Annotated in this window: 23 protein-coding genes and 2 tRNA genes; 7 read left to right on the forward strand and 18 right to left on the reverse strand. The window is 63.7% G+C overall.

Annotated features, from left to right (window positions below):
* Nucleotides 1–122 precede the first annotated feature (122 nt).
* From AC56KW_RS10505 to AC56KW_RS10530, 6 genes are read left to right on the forward strand one after another with little or no spacing between them, the layout of a single operon-like run.
* Nucleotides 123–488, forward strand: coding sequence for a hypothetical protein (locus AC56KW_RS10505; RefSeq protein WP_497170681.1), 366 nt, complete (start codon nucleotides 123–125; stop codon nucleotides 486–488).
* Nucleotides 485–1,393 carry a hypothetical protein gene (locus tag AC56KW_RS10510; protein ID WP_497170682.1) on the forward strand — a complete coding sequence of 303 codons (909 nt, stop codon included), beginning with the start codon at nucleotides 485–487 and terminating at the stop codon, nucleotides 1,391–1,393. The genes AC56KW_RS10505 and AC56KW_RS10510 overlap by 4 nt, the downstream gene beginning before the upstream one ends.
* The gene (locus tag AC56KW_RS10515) at nucleotides 1,390–1,959 is read left to right on the forward strand and encodes a hypothetical protein (RefSeq protein ID WP_497170683.1); all 570 of its coding nucleotides are present in this window, start codon (nucleotides 1,390–1,392) and stop codon (nucleotides 1,957–1,959) included. Before AC56KW_RS10510 ends, AC56KW_RS10515 begins: the two co-directional genes overlap by 4 nt.
* Nucleotides 1,956–2,162, forward strand: a complete 207-nt coding sequence (locus tag AC56KW_RS10520) for a hypothetical protein (protein WP_497170684.1) — start codon at nucleotides 1,956–1,958, stop codon at nucleotides 2,160–2,162. Before AC56KW_RS10515 ends, AC56KW_RS10520 begins: the two co-directional genes overlap by 4 nt.
* On the forward strand, nucleotides 2,159–2,389 hold the full coding sequence (locus tag AC56KW_RS10525; RefSeq protein WP_497170685.1) for a DUF4224 domain-containing protein: 231 nt from the start codon (nucleotides 2,159–2,161) through the stop codon (nucleotides 2,387–2,389). The genes AC56KW_RS10520 and AC56KW_RS10525 overlap by 4 nt, the downstream gene beginning before the upstream one ends.
* Entirely contained in the window at nucleotides 2,382–3,449 is a 1,068-nt protein-coding gene (locus AC56KW_RS10530) for a tyrosine-type recombinase/integrase (RefSeq protein ID WP_497170686.1), read from the forward strand. The genes AC56KW_RS10525 and AC56KW_RS10530 overlap by 8 nt, the downstream gene beginning before the upstream one ends.
* An 81-nt stretch (nucleotides 3,450–3,530) precedes the next feature.
* Here AC56KW_RS10530 and AC56KW_RS10535 read toward each other — a convergent pair.
* From AC56KW_RS10535 to AC56KW_RS10560, 6 genes are all read right to left on the reverse strand, one after another.
* A tRNA-Arg gene (locus AC56KW_RS10535) sits at nucleotides 3,531–3,607 on the reverse strand.
* 149 nt (nucleotides 3,608–3,756) lie between these two features.
* A tRNA-Pro gene (locus AC56KW_RS10540) sits at nucleotides 3,757–3,833 on the reverse strand.
* A gap of 72 nt (nucleotides 3,834–3,905) precedes the next feature.
* Complete coding sequence (glmM, locus tag AC56KW_RS10545; RefSeq protein WP_497170687.1) at nucleotides 3,906–5,246, reverse strand: phosphoglucosamine mutase; 1,341 nt, start codon at nucleotides 5,244–5,246, stop codon at nucleotides 3,906–3,908.
* Between the two features lie 32 nt (nucleotides 5,247–5,278).
* Entirely contained in the window at nucleotides 5,279–6,139 is an 861-nt protein-coding gene (folP, locus tag AC56KW_RS10550; protein WP_497170688.1) for a dihydropteroate synthase, read from the reverse strand.
* Between the two features lie 90 nt (nucleotides 6,140–6,229).
* Nucleotides 6,230–8,113, reverse strand: a complete 1,884-nt coding sequence (gene ftsH / locus AC56KW_RS10555; RefSeq protein WP_320467797.1) for an ATP-dependent zinc metalloprotease FtsH — start codon at nucleotides 8,111–8,113, stop codon at nucleotides 6,230–6,232.
* A gap of 226 nt (nucleotides 8,114–8,339) precedes the next feature.
* Complete coding sequence (locus AC56KW_RS10560; protein ID WP_497170689.1) at nucleotides 8,340–8,987, reverse strand: RlmE family RNA methyltransferase; 648 nt, start codon at nucleotides 8,985–8,987, stop codon at nucleotides 8,340–8,342.
* Nucleotides 8,988–9,031: 44 nt separating this feature from the next.
* Here AC56KW_RS10560 and yhbY point away from each other — a divergent pair, with 44 nt between their 5' ends.
* A complete protein-coding gene (yhbY, locus tag AC56KW_RS10565; protein WP_497170690.1) occupies nucleotides 9,032–9,502 on the forward strand; it encodes a ribosome assembly RNA-binding protein YhbY in 471 nt (156 codons plus the stop codon).
* Nucleotides 9,503–9,552: 50 nt separating this feature from the next.
* On the opposite strand, the gene AC56KW_RS10570 is transcribed toward yhbY, so the two are convergent.
* The 12 genes from AC56KW_RS10570 to pstA form a co-directional block, all read right to left on the reverse strand.
* Nucleotides 9,553–10,005, reverse strand: coding sequence for a DUF4149 domain-containing protein (locus AC56KW_RS10570; RefSeq protein WP_497170691.1), 453 nt, complete (start codon nucleotides 10,003–10,005; stop codon nucleotides 9,553–9,555).
* A gap of 20 nt (nucleotides 10,006–10,025) precedes the next feature.
* On the reverse strand, nucleotides 10,026–10,499 hold the full coding sequence (gene greA, locus AC56KW_RS10575) for a transcription elongation factor GreA (RefSeq protein WP_306392700.1): 474 nt from the start codon (nucleotides 10,497–10,499) through the stop codon (nucleotides 10,026–10,028).
* Nucleotides 10,500–10,643: 144 nt separating this feature from the next.
* Nucleotides 10,644–13,874 carry a carbamoyl-phosphate synthase large subunit gene (carB, locus tag AC56KW_RS10580; RefSeq protein ID WP_497170692.1) on the reverse strand — a complete coding sequence of 1,077 codons (3,231 nt, stop codon included), beginning with the start codon at nucleotides 13,872–13,874 and terminating at the stop codon, nucleotides 10,644–10,646.
* 1 nt (nucleotide 13,875) lies between these two features.
* Nucleotides 13,876–15,039, reverse strand: coding sequence for a glutamine-hydrolyzing carbamoyl-phosphate synthase small subunit (gene carA / locus AC56KW_RS10585; protein WP_497170693.1), 1,164 nt, complete (start codon nucleotides 15,037–15,039; stop codon nucleotides 13,876–13,878).
* 295 nt (nucleotides 15,040–15,334) lie between these two features.
* Nucleotides 15,335–15,745, reverse strand: a complete 411-nt coding sequence (locus AC56KW_RS10590; RefSeq protein WP_497170694.1) for a GlcG/HbpS family heme-binding protein — start codon at nucleotides 15,743–15,745, stop codon at nucleotides 15,335–15,337.
* On the reverse strand, nucleotides 15,742–16,689 hold the full coding sequence (locus AC56KW_RS10595) for a patatin-like phospholipase family protein (RefSeq protein WP_497170695.1): 948 nt from the start codon (nucleotides 16,687–16,689) through the stop codon (nucleotides 15,742–15,744). Before AC56KW_RS10595 ends, AC56KW_RS10590 begins: the two co-directional genes overlap by 4 nt.
* A gap of 220 nt (nucleotides 16,690–16,909) precedes the next feature.
* A complete protein-coding gene (locus tag AC56KW_RS10600) occupies nucleotides 16,910–17,122 on the reverse strand; it encodes a hypothetical protein (RefSeq protein WP_497170696.1) in 213 nt (70 codons plus the stop codon).
* 62 nt (nucleotides 17,123–17,184) lie between these two features.
* The gene (gene phoR / locus AC56KW_RS10605) at nucleotides 17,185–18,477 is read right to left on the reverse strand and encodes a phosphate regulon sensor histidine kinase PhoR (protein WP_497170697.1); all 1,293 of its coding nucleotides are present in this window, start codon (nucleotides 18,475–18,477) and stop codon (nucleotides 17,185–17,187) included.
* 19 nt (nucleotides 18,478–18,496) lie between these two features.
* Nucleotides 18,497–19,183 (reverse strand): response regulator, encoded by a 687-nt coding sequence (locus AC56KW_RS10610; RefSeq protein WP_497170698.1) that lies wholly within the window; start codon nucleotides 19,181–19,183, stop codon nucleotides 18,497–18,499.
* Nucleotides 19,184–19,185: 2 nt separating this feature from the next.
* Nucleotides 19,186–19,887 (reverse strand): phosphate signaling complex protein PhoU, encoded by a 702-nt coding sequence (gene phoU, locus AC56KW_RS10615; RefSeq protein ID WP_497170699.1) that lies wholly within the window; start codon nucleotides 19,885–19,887, stop codon nucleotides 19,186–19,188.
* Nucleotides 19,888–19,951: 64 nt separating this feature from the next.
* Entirely contained in the window at nucleotides 19,952–20,740 is a 789-nt protein-coding gene (gene pstB, locus AC56KW_RS10620; protein ID WP_229520015.1) for a phosphate ABC transporter ATP-binding protein PstB, read from the reverse strand.
* Nucleotides 20,741–20,776: 36 nt separating this feature from the next.
* Nucleotides 20,777–21,637 (reverse strand): phosphate ABC transporter permease PstA, encoded by an 861-nt coding sequence (gene pstA / locus AC56KW_RS10625; protein ID WP_497170700.1) that lies wholly within the window; start codon nucleotides 21,635–21,637, stop codon nucleotides 20,777–20,779.
* Between the last annotated feature and the right edge of the window lies 1 nt (nucleotide 21,638).

A 21,638-nucleotide genomic window follows, 5' to 3' on the forward strand; every position in this document is an offset into this window, starting at 1 on the left:
ATCGAGAAGTCGTGCCCTCCGGCCTTCTATGAAGTGAAGAACGTGCGCGCCTATGTCATCACGGAGCAAGACATCGCTGCCCAGGCATCTACAGCTGGCGGGCGCCAGGAAGGCGGCCAATCGTGACTGCCTGCTACATCGTCAGCCTGAAACACACGAACCGCGAGCACGCCTACATCACGTTCTGGCGGCCCGAGGATAAGGGCTACGCCTGGCCGCTGTCGTGGGCGGGCAAGTACGACGAGCAGATGGTGCTGGCGACGCGCGATTACTACCACCGCGGCGACGACACGCTGGCTGTGCCGTGCGTGTTGGTCGATGCGCTGGCAGTGCCGCCGACCAAGGGCACCATCGACAACGACGCGGGCCCGGTCCTGCTGAACAACAAGACGAATTGGAAGTGCATTCTGGAGTTCGCCCTGCCGGACCCGCTGCACAAGCCGCAACCACAATACCCAGGCGCGCGCCGCCGGAAGGAATCGAAATGAGCAATCCAACTGAACTGCCGGACCTGGACACTTTCGAGTTGCGAGAACTTCTGGACGATTGGCGCCTGTGTGCCGGCCGACCTGGGCAGAAGTCCGCCTATGCGGCCTTGCTTGCGCATATCGCAACCCTTGCTCGCCGCGCCCAGCCAGAGGGCGAAGCGCCGCAAGCCGTCTACCAGTGGAGGCAGAAGCCGGTCGGAAGTTTTCAGCCCGCATGGTATGACGCCAGCAAGGAAGATGCATACGAGCGAGTGGACGACCATTACGAGGCACGCACGCTCTACACCGCCCCAGCCGCCCAGCATGCAGAGAGCGGCGCACAGGCGAGTAGTGTGCTGACCGCTGTGAAGCCGCTGCTGGAAAACATTCTGGAGCGCGGCCCGACCGCGCCGACCGAAGCCGATGCGAAGAAGGCCATCAACATCATTGATGCCGCTCTTGCCGCGAAGGCCGAAGCGCCGGCTGCCCAGCAAGCCGCAGCACCTGGCGCGCTCGACGCCGACGAGATGACGCGTCTGCGCCGCCTCATCCACGCGCTGGGCATGGACGGTAGTACGAACGCCAGCGACGACCAGGTGCGAGGCTTGCTGTTCACCGCGATGGGCCAGGCGGCCGGCAAGCTGGAGCGCGCAACTAGCGCCCCCGGCACACCGGAAGCGCCGGCCGAACTGCCGCGCCTGTACCGCTTCGACTGCTATGTAGGCAAGACGAAGATGGCGGCCGGGGTCGGCGTGCACGCCAGCACGATGGAAGAGGCCGAGCAGAAGGCGCACAAGATGATCGACAAGGAAGAAACGATCAAGTTCGAGAGCAATCAGCCGTGCCACGCCACTCGCAAGTGCGGCATCTGCGCTGAATACGCGCGCGCCGCCCAGCTCGACGGCGGCCAGGGAGAGGGAGCATGAGCGACCTGATGCTTTACGGCGTGCTGCGCATGCCCTTCGACATGGCGATGAGCGGCTACCTCTCGCAGCGCCAGTTTTATGACCGAGTGCAGGAGGCTGCGCGCCGGCTGGAAGCGGCTGAGGCCCGGCTGGCTGAGATTGACGCAGCCACCCCGCCATCGCCCAGCACTGCGCCCGAGGTAGACGAGCGCGCTGCATTTGAGGTGGCGGCCCGGATCGCCGAAGGCTATGGCCCTAGCCGCCCTATCGTCGCAGCGCGCCCGAGCGATCTGATCCGAGGGCGCTGGGAGGGTGAGCAGGCAGCAAGCGCCAACATCGCGCGGCTGATTCGGGAGCGCGCAGCCCTTGCTTCTCGCCCTGCTGAGGTGGACGACGAAGGGCTGCCGCCGCTGCCGCCGGAAGCCGCGCGCGCGATGAAGGGCGAGGTCGCCTTCTTCGTGAAGTGGCAAGACGCCGGGAAGGATCTGCGCGGCGCGCTGACGTTGTACACCGCCGAGCAATACCGCCAGGGCCAGCGCGACGCGGTGGCGGCGGATCGGGCGCGGCGCCTGAAGGGCGACAAGTGATCCTCAACAGCATCCAGCACATCGCCCGGTGCCAGCACCAGTGCGCATTCTGCGGCATGTCGATCCAGGCTGGCCAGCAGTATGTGCGGGCACCGGTGCCGGGCGGCGGGCGCCTGGCGAAGCGCGCGTTCCACAGCAAGTGCTATGCCGGCCTGGTCGCAGGCGCTGACAAGATGAAAAACGAAAGCCCGAGGGGGAAATGATGGATCAGATGTTTCTCGACGACGACGAGCTGAAGAGCATGACCAAGCGCAAGCAGCGAGCCGCCCAGGCCAAAATGCTACGCTCGATGGGGATCGCGTTCAAGCAACGCGCCGACGGCACGCTGGCCGTGCTGCGTGCGCACGTCGAAAAGGAGTTCGGCGCCGGGAAGGAACGGCAGTCGAAGAGTAAGGATTTTGTGCCGAATTGGAGTGGGCTAAATGCCTAGAAAGCGCAACAAGGAGAATGTCGGGCTGCCGGCGCGGTGGAAGATCGAGCACGGCGCGGTCTACTACCAGGTGCCGGCCGGGCTGGAGGATCGCTGGGACGGGAAGAAAAAGTTCCGGCTCGGCGCCACCCTACCCGAGGCGTACAAGGAGTGGGCGAAGCGCCTGGAGTCGGTCGACCAAGCCAAGTCGATCGGCGCCCTGCTCGACCGGTATGCGCTCGAGGTGGTGCCGACGAAGGCCACGCGCACGCAGGTGGAGAATCAACGCGCGCTCCGGTCCCTGCGCGCGGTGTTCGGGGAGGCCCCGTTGACCTGGCTGCGGCCGCAGCATGTCTACCAGTACGCGGACAAGCGGAAGGCCACGCCAGTGGCGGCCAACCGCGCGATCGACGTCCTCTCACATGCTTTCACGATGGCGGTCATGTGGGGTTACATCGACCGGCACCCGTTCAAGGGCGAGGTGCGCCTGGCGGGCGAGAAGCCGCGCGACCGGTATGTCGAGGACTGGGAGCTAATCGAGTGCCTCTCGCTGCCGAGCAAGCACACCAAGGGCAGCGTGCTCGTGCTGCAGGCGTACATTCGCCTGAAGCTGCTGACCGGCCTTCGGCGCGGCGACCTGCTGCGCCTGACCAGCGCCGACCTGCAGGAGGATGGTATCCACGTTACCCCGAGCAAAACTCAGGGCAGCACCGGAAAGCGGTTAATCATCGAGTGGTCGCCCGAACTGCGGGACGCGATCGCCGCGGCGAAAGCGGTGCGGCCTGTCGACATCGCGCCCTGGCTGTTCTGCACGCGCAAGGGCGCCGGCTACTTCAACGAGGCGAAGGGTACGGCCAGCGGCTGGGACTCGATGTGGCAGCGCTTCATGGAGCGGATACTGGCCGAGACCAACGTCAAGGAACGCTTCACCGAGCACGACCTGCGCGCCAAGTGCGCCAGCGATGCGGAGTCCCTGGAGCATGCCCGGGCCCTGCTCGCGCACGCCGACAGCCAGCTCACGCAGCGGGTCTACCGCCGGCGGCCGGAGCGCGTGAAGCCGGGAAAACTGGCATTTGAATAGCGCAATGCCGATTGAGTAGCGCAATGCTCAAAATATGGGCAGCACGACGCGGCTATAACGCTTTGAAATGATGGGGAAAAGTGGCCCGCCCTGAGGGAATCGAACCCCCGACCCACAGCTTAGAAGGCTGTTGCTCTATCCAACTGAGCTAAGGGCGGACTTGAAAGAGGCGCTACTATAAACCGCAAGTCACGACGCTTGCAATATGACTGGACAGCAATTCGCGCCAGGGTAGCGATACCGAGAGCAAAACAGGCTGCTGAAAACAAAACAGGCCGTCAATGACGGCCTGTTTCGATGAATCTCTTGGTCGGAGTACAAGGATTCGAACCTTGGACCCCCTGGTCCCAAACCAGGTGCGCTACCGGGCTGCGCTACACTCCGCCGTGTGAGGGGTATTATACGCGATAGCGGCGTGAAGCGCCAGCCCCGGCTCGCGCCTGGCCGGCGACTCTTTTACGCCGCCAGCTTGTCGGCGATACGACGCGCCATGCTGTCAGCCAGCGCCGCCTCTTTCGCCTCGACCATCACGCGAATCAGCGGTTCGGTGCCGGACGCGCGGATCAGCACGCGGCCGTTGTCGCCCAGTTCGCGCTCCACCGCTTCCTTCTCGGCCACCAGCGCCTGGTCGGCGGTCCAGTCGAATCCCGGCGCGACTTTCTTGTTGATCAGGGTTTGCGGGAACAGTTGCAGCTCGGCGCAGCATTCCGCCAGCGACTTGTTGCCGCGTACCAGGGCCGACAGCACTTGCAGCGCCGACACGATACCGTCGCCCGTGCTGTGCTTGTCCAGCGCCAGCAGGTGGCCCGAGCCTTCGCCGCCGAACAGCCAGCCGCGTTCCTTCATCACTTCGAGCACATAGCGGTCGCCGACCTTGGCGCGCGCGAAGCCGATACCCATTTGCTTGAACGCCACCTCCAACGCCATATTCGTCATCAGGGTGCCGACGGCGCCCGCCACCGGCCCGGTACTCATGCGATCGCGCACCATCACATACAGCAACTCGTCACCGTTATAGACGCGGCCATTGGCGTCGACCATGATCAGGCGGTCGGCGTCGCCGTCCAGCGCGATGCCGAGGTCGGCCTTGTTGGCCACCACGGCTTCGGACAACGCCTTCGGCGCGGTGGCGCCAAAGCCGGCGTTGATATTGAAGCCGTCAGGTTGCGCGCCGATCGAGATCACTTCGGCGCCGAGCTCGTGGAACACGTGCGGCGCGATATTGTAGGCGGCGCCGTGGGCGCTGTCGACGACGATCTTCAGGCCGCGCAGGTCGAGTTCATTCGGGAAAGTGCCCTTGCAGAACTCGATGTAGCGGCCCTGGGCGTCGCGCAGCCGGGTGGCGCGGCCCAGCTTGTCGGACGACACGCAGCCCATCGGCTGGTCGATGGCTTCCTCGATCTCGAGCTCGACGGCGTCCGGCAGTTTGGTGCCGTGTTCCGAAAAGAACTTGATGCCATTATCCTGGAATGGGTTGTGCGAGGCCGAGATCACGACGCCGGCCTGCAGGCGCAGCGCACGGGTCAGGTAGGCAATGGCCGGGGTCGGCATCGGACCGGCCAGCATCGAATCGACGCCGGCGGCCGACAGGCCTGCTTCGAGCGCGGCTTCGAGCATATAGCCCGAAATCCGGGTGTCCTTGCCGATCAGGACGACCGGGCGGCCGCTGCTCGACTTGCGGCCCTTGGCCAGGACGGTGCCGGCCGCATAGCCGAGACGCATCACGAATTCAGGCGTAATGGGCGCAACGCCCACCAGGCCACGCACGCCGTCAGTACCGAAATATTTCCGTGCCATCTAGTTCTCTTTTCTCTTGTTGAAACGTTTTTTTATACGACCGCGGAGGGATGCATCGCGGCATGCCACACCTTGAAGGCGTCGACGGTCTCTGCCACATCATGCACACGCACGATTCTAGCGCCATGCGCTACCGCAGCCAATGCCGCGCCGATGCTGCCGGCCACGCGCCCCTCCACCGCTCGCCCGGTGACGGCGCCGATCATCGACTTGCGCGACATGCCGGCCAGTACCGGCAAGCCCAGTTCGTCACGCATGCGCCGCACGCCGTGCAGCAAGGCGTAGTTGTGCTCGACTGTCTTGCCGAAGCCGAAGCCGGGATCGACACAGATGCGCTCGCGCTCGATGCCGGCGGCCGTCATCGCATCGACCCGCTGGTGCAAGAAGGTGATGACCTCCCCCACCACGTCGTCGTAGCGCGGCGCCCGCTGCATGGTTTCGGGCGTGGCCTGCATATGCATGATGCACAGGCCGCAGTCGCTGTCCTGCACGGCCTCGATCGCGCCCGGCGCACGAAAGCCGTTGATGTCGTTGATCATGTCGGCGCCGGCGATCAGCGCCTCGCGCATGAGTTCCGGCTTGCAGGTGTCGACCGACAGCGCGACGTCCAGCGTGCGCAGCGCGTACAGGGTCGGCATCACGCGCCGCAACTCTTCGTCGAGCGGCACGCTGGGCGAGCCGGGACGGGTCGATTCGCCGCCGATATCGATCATGGTCGCGCCGTCCCGGACCATGGTCTCGGCATGGGTCAGCGCGAACTCGAGGCCCTGGTAGCGGCCGCCGTCCGAAAAGGAATCGGGGGTAATGTTGAGGATGCCCATCACCACCGGATAAAAGGATTCAGTCCCCTCCAGCGCAAAGCTGAAGTGGCCGCATTGCAGTTTCTTGGTCATAAGGGAAGGACGTTCGGAAAGACCTTGGCTAGGCCGCGGGGGCAAACAAAAAAGGCACCCTGACGGGTGCCTTTGATGGTGGAGACAGCGTCAGGCCGGTGCGGTGGCGTTCGGCGCCACGCCACCCGAGCCGCTGTCGCCGGGCGGCGTGCGCTTGGTCAGCACGGTCTTCGGCTGGCGCGGCTCGCGGCCGGCCATGATGTCGTTGATCTGCTCGGAGTCGATGGTTTCCCAGTCGAGCAGCGCCTTGGTCATCATTTCGACCTTTTCGCGGTTCTCTTCGAGCAGGCGCCGTGCCAGCGCGTACTGCGTGTCGAGGATGGCGCGGATCTCGGCGTCGACCTTTTGCTGGGTCGCCTCGGAGATCGTCTTGGTGGCGCCGCCGAAGAAGCCTTCGTTCTCGCTGTCTTCGTACACCATCACGCCCATGCTGTCGGACATGCCGAAGCGGGTCACCATCGAACGGGCCAGCTTGGTGGCGCGCGAGAAGTCGTTGGACGCGCCGGTCGACATCTGGCCGACAAAGATCTCTTCAGCGATACGGCCGCCAAACAGGATCGAGATTTCTTCGAGCATCTTGTCTTTATAGCCGGACAGTGCGTCATGCTCAGGCAGCTGCCAGGTCAGGCCCAGCGCATAGCCGCGCGGCATGATCGTGACCTTGTGCACTGGATCGGCCTTCGGCAGCAGCTTCGCGACGACCGCGTGGCCAGACTCGTGATAGGCCGTGTTGCGGCGCTCTTCCTCCCGCATGACCATCGACTTGCGCTCAGGACCCATGTAGATCTTGTCCTTTGCGTCTTCGAAGTCGATCATCTCGACCAGGCGCTTGCTGCGGCGTGCGGCAAACAGCGCGGCTTCGTTGACCAGGTTGGCCAGGTCGGCGCCCGAGAAGCCCGGGGTGCCGCGCGCCAGGATGTCGGCCTTCACGTCGGTACCGATTGGCACTTTACGCATGTGCACGTTCAAGATCTGTTCGCGGCCGCGGATGTCCGGCAGGCCCACCATCACCTGGCGGTCGAAACGGCCCGGACGCAGCAGCGCCTTGTCGAGCACGTCGGCGCGGTTGGTGGCGGCGATCACGATCACACCCGATTGCGCTTCGAAACCATCCATCTCGACCAGCAGCTGGTTCAGCGTCTGTTCGCGTTCGTCGTTGCCGCCGCCCATGCCGGCGCCGCGGTGACGACCGACCGCGTCGATCTCGTCGATGAAGATGATGCAAGGAGAATGCTTCTTGGCATTCTCGAACATGTCGCGGACACGGCTTGCACCCACGCCGACGAACATCTCGACGAAATCGGAACCCGAGATCGAGAAGAACGGCACTTTCGCTTCGCCGGCAATGGCGCGCGCCAGCAGGGTCTTACCGGTACCTGGTGGACCGACCATCAGCACGCCGCGTGGAATACGGCCGCCCAGTTTCTGGAACTTGGTCGGATCTTTCAGGAAGTCGACGATCTCCGACACTTCTTCTTTCGCTTCGTCGCAACCGGCGACGTCGGCGAAGGTGACGGTGTTGTTGGTTTCATCGAGCATGCGCGCCTTCGACTTGCCGAAGGAGAAAGCGCCGCCCTTGCCGCCGCCCTGCATCTGGCGCATGAAGAACACCCACACGCCGATCAGGAGCAGCATCGGGAACCAGGAAATGAACACCTGCTGCAGGAACGACGGCTCCTCGGGCGGCTTCACGTCGAAGCGCACGCCGTTTTCGCGCAGGTCGCCGATCAGGCCACGGTCCAGGATGGTCGCGGTCGCGCGCACCTTCGAGTCGTCGCTGCGGGTGGCGGTGATATTCGAGCCTTCGATCGTCACATCCTTGATGCGACGTTGTTTGATTTCATCGAGCAGCTCGGAATAAGCAATGGTCTTGCTGCCGCCGGCGACGCTATGGGTGTCGAACTGCTTGAACAGCATGAACAACAGCAGCGCGACGACCACCCAGATGGCGGATTTGGAAAACATATTATTCACGAGCACTCCTCCGATGCAACAGCATCTCTACCGATTTCAGTATTCCGATTTTACCCGCAATAAGCCGACACCGCCACGCGCCGCCAGCAATAGTGCCGAAATACTATGTTTTATGTCTCCCAAGCACTTTGCAGGAAAATCCGTGCAAGCAGGCCGAAAGGATCACGCGGCTGATGTATGGGCAGGCGCGGCGATTTCAAGGGGAAATTATCGCCCTGCCCGCACATCAGACGGCCGGATTCTTCAGGCCGCGGCCGAGCAGGAAAATCTCGGACGATTTATCACGGCTCGCCTTCGGCTTGATCTGTTTCACCGTCTTGAATTCAGTCCGGAATTTCTCCAGGATCTGGGTGAAACCCATATCTTTAAAACACTTAACCAACAACGCGCCGCCTGGTTTCATGTGCAATTGTGAAAATTCGATCGCCAGGTCGATCAAATGTTCCATGCGCGCCGCATCCGCATGGCCGATACCCGATAAATTGGGCGCCATATCGGATAGCACAAGGTCAGCCTTGCGACCGGACAGGATTTCGTCGAGTTGCGCGAGTACTTCTTCTTCGCGAAAGTCGCCCTGGATATATTGAACGTCCGCGATCGGCTCCATCGGCAAGATGTCGAGGCCGATGATGGTGCCGTTGATGCCGCCACCGTCCGCGCCGGCCAGCTTGCGCCGCGTGTACTGCGCCCAGCTGCCCGGGGTGCAGCCGAGGTCGACGATGACCTGCCCGGGCTTGATCAGCTTTTCAAGCTCGTCGATCTCCTTGAGCTTGTAGGCGGCGCGGGCGCGGAACCCTTCTTTTTGCGCCAGTTTGACGTACGGGTCGTTAATGTGGTCGTGCAACCAGTTTTTGTTTAATTTGTTCTTGGCCATTCGCGTAGAATACTGCTTTTATAGGTACATCAAAAAAAATTGTTATGATCAAACTTACACCGGCCGAGCGCAGCGCCTTGCGCGCAGAAGCCCACGGGCTCAATCCAGTCGTCATGATCGGCGAAGCCGGCCTTACTGAAAACGTGGTCAAGGAAATCGCGGCCAGCCTCGACGCACATGGCCTGATCAAGGTGCGCGTGTTCGGCGACGACCGCGAAGCGCGCGTCGCCATGTACGACCAGATCGCCACCGACCTCGACGCAGCCCAGGTCCAGCACATCGGCAAGCTGCTGGTCCTGTATCGCCCGAAAAAAGAAGCGCTCAAGGAACGCAGCGGCAAGTCGGGTCCGGGCATGCGCGAAGTCACCATCGTCAAGGCCAGCGCCAGCGGCACCAAGAAGCCGAGCGTCACCAAGGTCATGCTGAAGGGGAACGAACGCGTCACCGCCGGCGGCAACATCAAGCGCGCCAAGCCGCGTCAGACCAGTTCCAAGAAAAATTCGCTGAACAAGTGAACAAAAAAACCGGGGCGACCCGGTTTTTTACGTCGGTACGGTCCATGCGGTCAACGCAAGCTGACCAGCAGCCATGCTCCGAGCAAGCTCTGCACGAGATAGAACAGCTGCGACACCCCATGCATCACGGCGAATTGCGTCCAGTAGGGCGACGCCCTCACCCCGCCCGGCCCGGCGAGTTCACGCAATTGCGCCATGGCCGGCTGCAGCCCGACGAAGATCACCAGCGTACACGCCAGCATCGCCAGCACCAGCAGGCTCAGGAACTTGCGGCGCGGCGGCGCCAGGTCGGTCGACAACCGCAGCAGCACCAGCAGCACCACGGCGCAGGCAATCGACAACCACGCCTGGCGCGTGAGCAGCACCGCGACCAGGTCGCCTGCCTGCACGCTGCCCAGGACGGCGAACGCCGCCGGCGCCGCGATATAGCCGAGCGCCCACAAGACGCCCGCCCACAGCGCGGCCACCAGTAGTCGCGCCGCGGGCAAGCGCCCTGCCTTCACACTGGCTGCCGCGCCGTCCATCACACGTAGCGCACTTCGAGGATTTCGTATTCGCGCGGACCGGACGGGGCCTGCACTTCGACCACGTCTTCGGCGAACTTGCCGATCAGCGCGCGCGCGATCGGCGAAGTCACCGAAACCTTGTTCAACTTCAAGTCGGCTTCATCGATGCCGACGATCTGGTAGGTGACCTTCTGGCCCGACTCCAGGTCTTCGAGGTCGACGGTGGCGCCGAACACCACGCGGCCTTCGGCGTCGAGGGTCGACGGATCGATGACCTGGGCGGTGGAGAGCTTGCCCTCGAGCTCGGCGATGCGGCCTTCGACGAAAGCCTGGCGCTCCTTGGCGGCGTCGTATTCGGCGTTTTCGGACAGGTCGCCATGCGAACGCGCCTCGGCGATCGCGTCGATCACGATGCGGCGCTCCTTGGTCTTGAGCTGGTGCAGCTCTTCTTTCAGGAGTTCTGCGCCGAATTTGGTCAGTGGAGTGTTCATGGTTCTCTGCTAAAAATGTTTTACGGGGGCACCGGGACACGGTCGCAATGCGCTTCAAAGCGAAAACCACAGAGGCACGCGGCCAAGGCCGCGCGAGCTCTGTGGTTAACTGGTGCTGCGCTGTGTTACGGGTACTGCGTGTGCTTAGTGTAAGGTTTTATGCAGGCCTTGTAAATCGTACACGCGCAGTTCGTCGATGTGACGCATGCCCTCGATTGCCGCTTCCGCGCCGAAGATCGTGGTGTAGGTCACGACGTGCGCCGCCAGTGCCGAGGTACGGATCGCGCGCGAATCGTTGATCGCGCTGCGCTTTTCCTCGACCGTGTTGACGACCATGACGATCTCGCGGTTCTTGATCATGTCGACCACGTGCGGACGGCCTTCCAGCACCTTGTTCACCGAACGCACCGGGATGCCGGCGGCGGCGATCACGGCCGCGGTGCCCTTGGTCGCGACCAGGTCGAAGCCCAGCGCCACCAGGTCGCGCGCCACGGCGACGGTGCGCGGCTTGTCGGACGACTTCACCGACAGGAACACGGTGCCCGACTTCGGCAGCTTGATGCCGGCCGCGAGCTGCGACTTCACGAAGGCCTCGCCGAAGGTGGTGCCCACGCCCATCACTTCGCCGGTCGATTTCATCTCTGGGCCGAGGATGGTGTCGACGCCCGGGAATTTCACGAACGGGAACACGACTTCCTTGACGCTGTAGAACGGCGGGATCACCTCCTTGGTGATGCCCTGCTGCGCCAGGGTCTGGCCGACCATGCAGCGCGCAGCGATCTTGGCCAGCTGCAGGCCGGTCGCCTTCGAGACGAACGGCACGGTACGCGAGGCGCGCGGGTTCACTTCCAGTACATACACGGTATCGACCATCTGGCCGTTTTCGTCCGACTGCTTGATCGCGAACTGCACGTTCATCAGGCCGACCACGTTCAGGGCCTTGGCCATCAGCGAGGTCTGGCGCTTGAGTTCATCGATGGTGCTTTGCGACAGCGAGTACGGCGGCAGCGAGCAGGCCGAGTCGCCCGAGTGCACGCCAGCCTGCTCGATGTGTTCCATCACGCCGCCGATGAAGGTCGCTTCGCCGTCCGAGATGCAGTCGACATCGACTTCGATCGCGTCGTTCAGGAAGCGGTCCAGCAGCACCGGCGAATCGTGCGACACCTTGACCGCTTCGCGCATGTAGCGCTCGAGGTCACGCTGCTCGTGGACGATCTCCATCGCGCGCCCGCCCAGCACGTACGACGGACGCACCACCAGCGGGTAGCCGATTTCCTCGGCCAGCGCCAGGGCGTCGGACTCGGTGCGTGCGGTGCGGTTCGGCGGCTGGCGCAGGTCGAGCTTTTGCAGCAGCTGCTGGAAACGCTCGCGGTCTTCGGCGGCGTCGATCATGTCCGGCGAGGTGCCGATGATCGGCACGCCGTTCGCTTCCAGGTCCAGCGCGAGCTTCAATGGGGTCTGGCCGCCGTACTGCACGATCACGCCGACCGGCTTTTCCAGTTCGACGATCTCGAGCACGTCTTCCAGCGTCAGCGATTCGAAGTACAGGCGGTCCGAGGTATCGTAGTCGGTCGACACGGTCTCTGGATTGCAGTTGACCATGATGGTTTCGTAGCCGTCCTCACGCATGGCCAGCGCCGCGTGCACGCAGCAGTAGTCGAACTCGATGCCCTGGCCGATGCGGTTCGGGCCACCGCCCAGCACCATGATCTTCTTCTTGTCGGTCGGGTTCGATTCGCACTCTTCATCATAGGTCGAGTACATATAGGCGGTGTTGGTCGCGAACTCGGCGGCGCAGGTGTCGACACGCTTGTAGACCGGACGGATGGCCAGCTCGTGCCGACGGGCGCGCACGGCGCTCGGCTCGACCTTCAGCAGGAAGGCCAGGCGGCGGTCGGCGAAGCCCTTCTGCTTCAACTTGTACAGCGTGGCCTTGTCCAGCGACTCGAGGGTCTGCTTCTCGAGCCACAGCTCGATGTCGACGATCTCCTTGATCTGCACCAGGAACCACGGATCGATCTTGGTCAGGTTGTGCACTTCTTCCAGGGTGAAGCCCTGGGCGAAGGCGTCGCCCACGTACCAGATACGGTCCGGGCCGGGTTCGCCCAGCTCTTCCTCGATCTTTTCGCGGTCGCGGGTCTTTTCGTTCAGGCCGTCGACGCCGACTTCCAGGCCGCGCAGGGCTTTCTGGAACGACTCCTGGAAGGTGCGGCCCATCGCCATGACTTCGCCGACCGATTTCATCTGCGTGGTCAGGTGCTTGTCCGCGGTCGGGAATTTCTCGAACGTGAAGCGCGGGATCTTGGTGACCACGTAGTCGATCGACGGCTCGAACGAGGCCGGGGTCGCGCCGCCGGTGATCTCGTTGCGCAATTCGTCCAGCGTGAAGCCCACGGCCAGCTTGGCCGCGACCTTGGCGATCGGGAAGCCGGTCGCTTTCGACGCCAGCGCCGACGAACGCGACACGCGTGGATTCATCTCGATGACGATCATGCGGCCGTCTTTCGGATTGATCGAGAACTGCACGTTCGAGCCGCCGGTGTCGACGCCGATCTCGCGCAGCACGTCGATCGACGCGTTGCGCATGATCTGGTATTCCTTGTCGGTCAGCGTCTGCGCCGGCGCGACGGTGATCGAGTCGCCGGTGTGCACGCCCATCGGATCCAGGTTCTCGATCGAGCAGATGATGATGCAGTTGTCGTTCTTGTCGCGAACCACTTCCATCTCGTACTCTTTCCAGCCCAGCAGCGACTCTTCGATCAGCAGTTCGCTGGTCGGCGAGGCCTCGAGGCCGCGCTTGCAGATCTGCTCGAATTCCTCTTCGTTGTAGGCGATGCCGCCGCCGCTGCCGCCCATGGTGAACGACGGCCGGATGATGGTCGGGAAGCCGAGCTCGCGCTGCACGGTCCAGGCCTCGTCCATCGAATGGGCCACGCCCGAACGCGCCGAACCCAGGCCGATCTTGGTCATCGCGTCCTTGAACTTGGAGCGATCTTCGGCCTTGTCGATCGCTTCCGGGGTCGCACCGATCAGCTCGACCTTGTATTTCTCCAGCACGCCGTGGCGGTGCAGGTCGAGCGCGCAGTTCAGCGCGGTCTGGCCGCCCATGGTCGGCAGGATCGCGTCCGGGCGCTCCTTGTCGATGATGCGCTCGACGACCTTCCAGGTGATCGGCTCGATATAGGTCACGTCCGCCGTTTCCGGGTCGGTCATGATGGTCGCCGGGTTCGAGTTGACCAGGATGACCTTGTAGCCTTCTTCACGCAGGGCCTTGCAGGCCTGGGCGCCGGAGTAGTCGAATTCGACTGCCTGGCCGATGACGATCGGGCCCGCGCCGATGATCAGGATGCTTTTGATATCACTACGTTTTGGCATATTATTTTTTCTCCGCTGCTTGCATCAGGCCGATGAAGCGGTCAAACAGGTAGGCGACGTCGGTCGGGCCGGGCGAGGCTTCCGGGTGGCCCTGGAAGCAGAATGCCGGCTTGTCGGTGCGGGCAAAGCCCTGCAGCGAACCGTCGAACAGCGAGACGTGGGTCACGCGGCAGTTATCCGGCAAGGTATCGGGGTCGACCGCGAAGCCATGGTTCTGCGAGGTGATCAAGACCTTCTTGCTGTCGAGGTCCTGCACCGGGTGGTTGGCGCCATGGTGGCCGAACTTCATCTTCATGGTCTTGGCGCCAGAGGCCAATGCCATGATCTGGTGGCCGAGGCAGATGCCGAAGGTCGGGATGCCCTTCTCGATCAGCTCGCGCGACGCCTTGATCGCGTAGTCGCACGGCTCCGGGTCGCCCGGACCGTTGGCCAGGAAGATGCCGTCCGGATTGAGCGCCAAGGCGTCGGCGGCGGTCGATTGCGCCGGCAGCACGGTGACCTTGCAGCCGCGCTCGGCCAGCATGCGCAGGATGTTGCGCTTGACGCCGTAGTCGAAGGCGACCACATGGTATTTGGGGTCTGTCTGCTTGCCGAAGCCCTCGCCCAGTTTCCACTCGGTCTCGGTGAATTCATATGGCGCGGTTACGGACACGACCTTGGCCAGGTCCATGCCGGCCAGGCCCGGGAACGAGCGCGCCAGTTCCAGCGCCTGGGCTGGCGACGGTTCGGCGCCTTGGGCAGCGGTCAGGATCGCGCCGGCCTGGGCGCCTTTTTCGCGCAGGATGCGGGTCAGCTTGCGGGTGTCGATGCCGGCGATGGCAACCACGTTCTCTTGCTTGAGGTAGTCGCCCAGCGACTGGGTCGAACGGAAGTTCGAGGCCAAGAGCGGCAGGTCACGGATGATCAGGCCGGCGGCATGCACCTTGCCGGCTTCGACGTCGGCGGCGTTCACGCCGTAGTTGCCGATGTGCGGATAGGTCAGGGTGACGATCTGGCGCGAATAGCTCGGATCGGTCAGGATTTCCTGGTAGCCGGTGATTGCGGTGTTGAACACCACTTCGCCCGTCGTATGACCGACGGCACCGATGGAATATCCTTTGAAGATGGTCCCGTCAGCAAGTGCCAGGATGGCTGGAACGGAGGGGCCAGAAAAAAATGGCGGCAAGGGCAACTCCCGAAAAAGTTGCCGTAGCTTCGCCACGTCAGACCGACATCCAGCTGTCCTGGGCATGGTGAAGCCGCCCGGTGTTGGAGGTCATGTTGAATGAGGGATGGTGGGTATGCGCTACGGCTAAGTTTGAATTAGATAAACTTCCGAATTATAGCGCGAAGTCTGATGTTCGGCAATGCGGCGCTGCCACATACCGGCTAGCAAATTCGTACTGGACGACACGCCATGCCACCGCCCTGCCCTGCTGAAACTTATGTTGCGGGTGCGATATGGCACCCGCAGCTCGCAGTCAGGCAGCGCCCAGGGCGGCGATGCCTGACTGCGCGATCTGCACATCCTGTTCCGACTTGACGCCCGAGACGCCGACCGCGCCGATCACATGCCCGTCGACGATTACCGGCACACCGCCCTCCAGCATGCCTTCCAGCTTCGGCGCGCTCAGGAACGACACGCGGCCGTTATTGACCACGTCTTCATAGATCTTCGATTCGCGGCGGCCGAGGGCGGCGGTATTGGCCTTGGCCGGGGCGATATACGACGACACGGGCGGCGCGCCATCCAGGCGTTGCTGCCACAGCAGGTGGCCGCCGTCGTCGACGATCGCGATCGACACGGCCCAGCCGTTTTTCACGGCCTCGGCTTCGGCGGCGGCGCCGATCTGCTTGGCGTCCGCCAGGGTCAGGTAGGGTTTGGTGTTCATGGTTTTCCTTGTGTCGTTGCCTGGGATGATGCCTTGAGTTTCAGTTTGGCCTTGATTTGCGGCATGACCGCGGCGGCGGCCTGCTCGCCGGCCAGGATGGCCAGATTGCGTCCGCCGAAATCGCTCGATCCCATATTGCCGAGCGCGGGCGTGATGACCACGTCGGCATCCTTCAATTCAAAATGGTTCAGGCGCTGGCCCATGATGCTGAAGGTCTGCATCAACACATCGAGCGAGCTGGCCGTGGCCGCACCCTCGGTCGCACTCGAGATATTGACCGCGATGATGAAATCGGCGCCCATCTCGCGCACGAAGCGCACCGGCACCGGCGCCACCAGGCCGCCGTCGACATATTCCTTGTTGCCGATCCTGACCGGCTGGAACACGCTCGGGACGGCCGACGACGCGCGCACCGCCATTCCGGTATTGCCGCGGTTGAACAGAATCGGCTGGCCGGTCTTGAGGTCGGTGGCCACGGCGCCGAAGCGCAGCTTCAGCTTTTCCATCGGCACATTGCCGATGGCCTTGTTCACATAGTTCTGCAGCGCTTCGCCCTTGAGCAGGCCGCTGGACTTGCTGAGCCACGGCATGGCCCAGTCCGAGATGGTCGCCTCGTCCATGGTGAGCGCCGTCTTTTGCAGGGCGAAGCCGTTCAGGCCCGATGCATACAGCGAACCGACCACCGAGCCGGCGCTGGTGCCGACCACGATCTCGGGATAGATCCCCTGGGCCTCGAGGGCCTTGATGACGCCGATATGGGCGAAACCACGCGCGGCGCCGCCACCGAGGGCCAGGCCGACACGGATTTTCTTTGGCGGCAAAGGCGCAGCCACTGGCGCGGCGGCGACTGGAGCGGCCGGGGCCGGCGTCTGGACCGGCGTGCTGCCGCAGGCGGTCAGCAGCAGTGCGGCGCAGGCCGCGATATAGGTACGACGAGAGAGCATGGAATGTGCCGGAAAGAACAAGGCGAGGATTGTACCCCGGCTTGATCTTGCCGACACCAGGAGCCCCGTCCGGTCTGCCGTAAAGACAACCCGGAACGATCCGGGCGATGCCGAGGGCTGCGGCAATTGCCAGCACCTGGCTGGCCGGGCCGCCGAGGTCGTGGCCGATCGCAGAAGAGATGACGGCGCCGCCAATCACCTCGCGCAGCAGATAGAACGGCTACGTCACCAGCCCGAGCGTGCGCATTGCGGCGCCTGCTCGCGCAGAAGGCAAGCAACGAACCGCATTGCCGACGGAAGTGAACATCGCCGGCGGCAATGCGGCCACTAACAGCAGCGCGGCAGCCGCCACCCATCCGATAGCGAGCAAGCCTTCACCGCCGACAGCGACGATCCCTTCCGGGCTCAACGCACGGCAGACGAGCTGCAGCATACAAGCGCAGGAACCGGCTGCGCGCGGACCGGCATCGCATCAACCGCTGCGGGCTCGCCGCTTCAGGCCGGCAGCGATGTATTGGGCAGCGTTGCGGAAAAGGTACTGCCCTTGCCCGCTTGCGAGGTAATCGTCAATTTGCCGCCATGGCGCAGCAGCACGTGCTTGACGATCGCCAGTCCCAGTCCCGTGCCCTGGGTCTCGCGCGAACGGCTCTTGTCGACGCGGTAGAAACGCTCGGTCAGGCGCGGGATGTGTTCGGGGTCGATGCCGATGCCGCAATCGGTCACGGCAAACGACAAGGCGTCGCCGCCACGCTTCCAGGCCAGCCGGATCGTGCCGCCGTTCGGCGAATAGCGCACCGCATTCGAGGCCAGGTTCGCAAAGGCGCTGCGCAGTTCTTCCATGCTGCCCATGACGTCCGGGCCATCGACCGACACCTCGATCGTGTGGCGTCCGCCGGACAAGGCGCGCGCCTCCGCCGCGATCGATTCGATCAGGCTGCGCACGTCGACCCGCTCGCGTCTCAATGGATAATCGTCCGACTCCAGCCGCGACAGCGTCAGCATGTCCTGGATCAGCCGCTGCATCCGGTGCGCCTGCTCCGTCATCAGCGTCAGGTGCGACATGCGCGTGCTGACGTCGATGCCCGGATCGGACATCGCGATCTCCAGAAAGCCCACGATCACCGTCAGCGGCGTGCGCAATTCGTGCGAGGCGTTGGCGATGAAGTCGCGCCGCATCGCTTCGATGCGCTCGGTGTCCGTCGCATCGTGCGTCACCAGGATCTGGCGCCGGTTCTCGAACGGGATGATGCGGCATTCGAGCTTGCGGCCGCGGAACGACAGCGTCAGCGGCTGCTCGTAGCGTCCCAGGACGATGTAGTCGATGAAGTCCGGGTGGCGCACCAGGTTAGTCACGCGCAGCCCCTTGTCGCGCTCCATCGTCAAGCCGAGGTGGCGCTCGGCCGCCGGATTGCACCACTCCAGGAACAGCACGTCGTCCATGATCGCCACGCCTTCCGGCAGCAGGTGCATCGCCTGGCGGAAGCGCGCCAGCCATTCGGTCAGTTCGGCCTGGTGCCGCTCGTCGTCACGCCGCAACCGGTAAAGCCGGGCGAAGGCGTCGGTCCAGGCGCCCCAGCCGTCCGGCAGGCGGGTGCTGTGCGGCTCGTCGAGCCATGCACCCAGCTTTTGAAGGTAGGACAGCTGCGTGAACACGGCGACCGCCATGCCGGACAGCGCCAGCAACAATCCGGCCACTGCGCCGAACCACCACCACACCGCGCCGGCCGCGGCGAACAACAGCGCCATGCGCAGCAGCGCCGGCACCCAGAACAGCAGCTTGGGATTCATCGCGTCCTTCGCCACCGCGCTATTTCTCGGACAGCATGTAGCCGACGCTGCGCACCGTGCGGATCAAGCCGTCGGCCGATTTCAGCGCCTTGCGCAAGCGCAGCACGTGCACGTCGACCGTGCGCTCTTCGATCACGGCGTGGTCGCCCCACACCTTGTCGAGCAGCTGCGCGCGCGAAAACACGCGCTCGCGGTGGGCCATCAGGTACTTGAGCAGCTTGTATTCGGCGTTGCCGATGTCGATCTGCTGGTTCTCGACCGTCACCGTGCAGCTGTTCGGATCGAGCGTCACCGCGCCGGCGCGCAGCGGCGCCTCGGCCAGGTGCGGCGATTTGCGGCGCAGCAGCGCGCGCGAACGCGCCAGCAATTCGCGTGGCGAAAACGGCTTGGTGATGTAGTCGTCGGCGCCGTTGTTCAGGCCCGCCAGCTTGTCTTCTTCCATGCTCTTCGCGGTCAGCATGATTACCGGCAGGTCCTGGAAGTCGCGGTCGGCGCGCAGGCGCGACAGCAGGCGCAGGCCGCTCTGGTCGGGCAGCATCCAGTCCAGCAGCAGCAGGTCGGGCTTGCCCCGGCTGATGCTGTCCCAGGCGCCGGCGGTGGTATCGGCGGTGCGGATGTCCCACCCTGCCTCGCGCAGGGAGTAGGTCACCAGTTCGACGATCGCCGGCTCGTCTTCGACCACCAGGACGGAAGTGTTGTCCGCCATCGTCAAGCCGCCGGCTGGCCGTCGAGGACCACCTTGCTGTGACGGATGTCACGGCCTTCGACCACGTAGATCACGTACTCGGCGATGTTCTTGGCGTGGTCGCCGATGCGCTCGATCGCCTTCGCCACCCACAGGGTGTCCAGCGCCGACGAAATCGTGCGCGGGTCTTCCATCATATAGGTGACCATGGAGCGCAGGATGGTGCGGAATTCGTGGTCGACCACTTCGTCGCCGGCGATGATCTGCAAGGCCTGCCTGCCGTCCAGGCGGGCAAAAGCGTCGAGCGAATCGTGCAGCAGTTCCGAGGTCGCCTTGGCGATGGTGCGAATCATGTCGTAGTGGGCGAAGCCGGTGGCGCCGCGCTCGTGCAGGCTTTTGGCGGTGCGCGCGACCTTGGTCGCCTCGTCGCCGATGCGTTCCAGGTCGGTGATGACCTTGATGGTCGCCATCACGGTGCGCAAGTCGTTGGCGGTCGGCTGGCGCTTGACGATCAGGTGGCTGCAGGCGTCATCGAGCGAGACTTCGAGCTGGTTGACGGCCTGGTCCTCGGCCATCACGCGCTCGGCGCGTGCGATGTCGCCGATGCGGAAGCACTCGAGCGCTTCCTCGAACTGCGTTTCCACCATGCCGCCCATCAGCAAGACCTGGGAACGGATGCCCTCGAGTTCCTGGTCGTACTGCTTGGATGAATGCTCGCCTGTCATAACTTCTCCGTCAAATATTCTTGTGAAGCCGGCGGGGCCGGCGAAATAGTCGTCGCCGGCCGGATCAGCCGAAGCGGCCGGTAATATAGTCTTGCGTTTCCTTGCGCGCCGGATTCATGAAGATCTGGTCGGTCTCGCCGAATTCGACGAGCTCGCCAAGATACATGTAGGCAGTGTAATCCGAACAACGAGCGGCCTGTTGCATGTTGTGGGTCACGATGGTGATCGTGTAATCCTGCTTCAGTTCGCTGATCAGTTCCTCGATCTTGGCGGTCGAGATCGGGTCCAGCGCCGAGGTCGGTTCATCCAGCAGCAGCACATCCGGCTTGACCGCCACGCCGCGCGCGATGCACAGGCGCTGTTGCTGGCCGCCCGACAGCGACAGGCCGCTCTTGTTCAGCTTGTCCTTGGCTTCTTCCCACAGCGCCGCCTTTTTCAGGGCCCATTCGACGCGCTCGTCCATCTCGCCCTTGGACAGGTTCTCGTACAGGCGCACACCGAAGGCGATGTTGTCGTAGATCGACATCGGGAACGGCGTCGGCTTCTGGAACACCATGCCGACCTTGGCGCGCAGCATGTTGACGTCGACGCCCGGCTCCAGGATATTGCGGCCACGGTACATGATCGAACCCTCGGCGCGCTGGCCCGGGTACAGGTCGTACATCCGGTTCAGCGTGCGCAGCAGGGTCGACTTGCCGCAACCGGACGGGCCAATGAAGGCCGTCACCTGCTTGGCATGGATGTCGAGCGAGACGTTCTTCAGACTCTGCGTTTTGCCGTAAAAGAAGTTCAGGCCCTGGATTTCGATCGTCTTGGCTTTGGCGGCGGCCGGCGCCGGAGTCGTATTGAGCATGGCTTGGTTCATCACTTTGTCTTTTATCAGGATAAATTAACGCGGAGTTTTTTGGCTGAACAGGGTCCGCGACAGGATGTTCAGCAACAGCACCGTCGCGGTCACCAGCAATGCACCACCCCAGGCCAGCGAGCGCCAGTCGTCGTACGGGCTCATGGCGTAGGTATAGATCACCACCGGCAGGTTGGCCAGCGGCGCATTCATGTCGGCGCTGAAGAACTGGTTGTTCAGCGCGGTGAACAGCAGCGGCGCGGTCTCGCCGGTGACACGGGCCACGGCCAGTAGCACGCCGGTCACGACGCCGGCCTTCACGGCGCGCAGGCGCACCGTGATCGCCACCTTCCAGTGCGGCGCGCCGAGGGCGTAGGCCGCTTCCAGCAGGCTGGCCGGCACCAGGCGCAGCATATTGTCGGTGGTGCGCACCACGACCGGGATCGCGATCAGCGACAGCGCGATCGAACCGGCATAGCCCGAGAAGTGCTGCACATTGGCGACATAGATCGCATACACGAACAGGCCGATCACGATCGACGGCGCCGACAGCATGATGTCGGTCACGAAGCGGGTGACCTGGGCGAACTTGTTGTTCTCGCCGTACTCTGCCAGGTAGATGCCGGCCAGGATGCCGATCGGGGTACTCACCAGGGTCGACAGGCCGACCATCATCACGCTGCCGACGATGGCGTTGCGCAGGCCGCCGCCCGGCGTGCCGGGAGCCGGGGTGTCGGCCGTGAACAGGGTCGAGGTCAGGCCACCGAGGCCGTTGTACAGCAGGGTGAACAGGATCCAGGCCAGGAAGGCCAGGCCGACGCCCATGGCGCACACCGACAGCGTGATGCCGATGCGGTGCGCCAGCAGGCGCTTGCGATAAACAGGGTTCTTGACAGCGGTATTCATC

The organism is Telluria sp. RT2P19, from assembly GCF_059685725.1.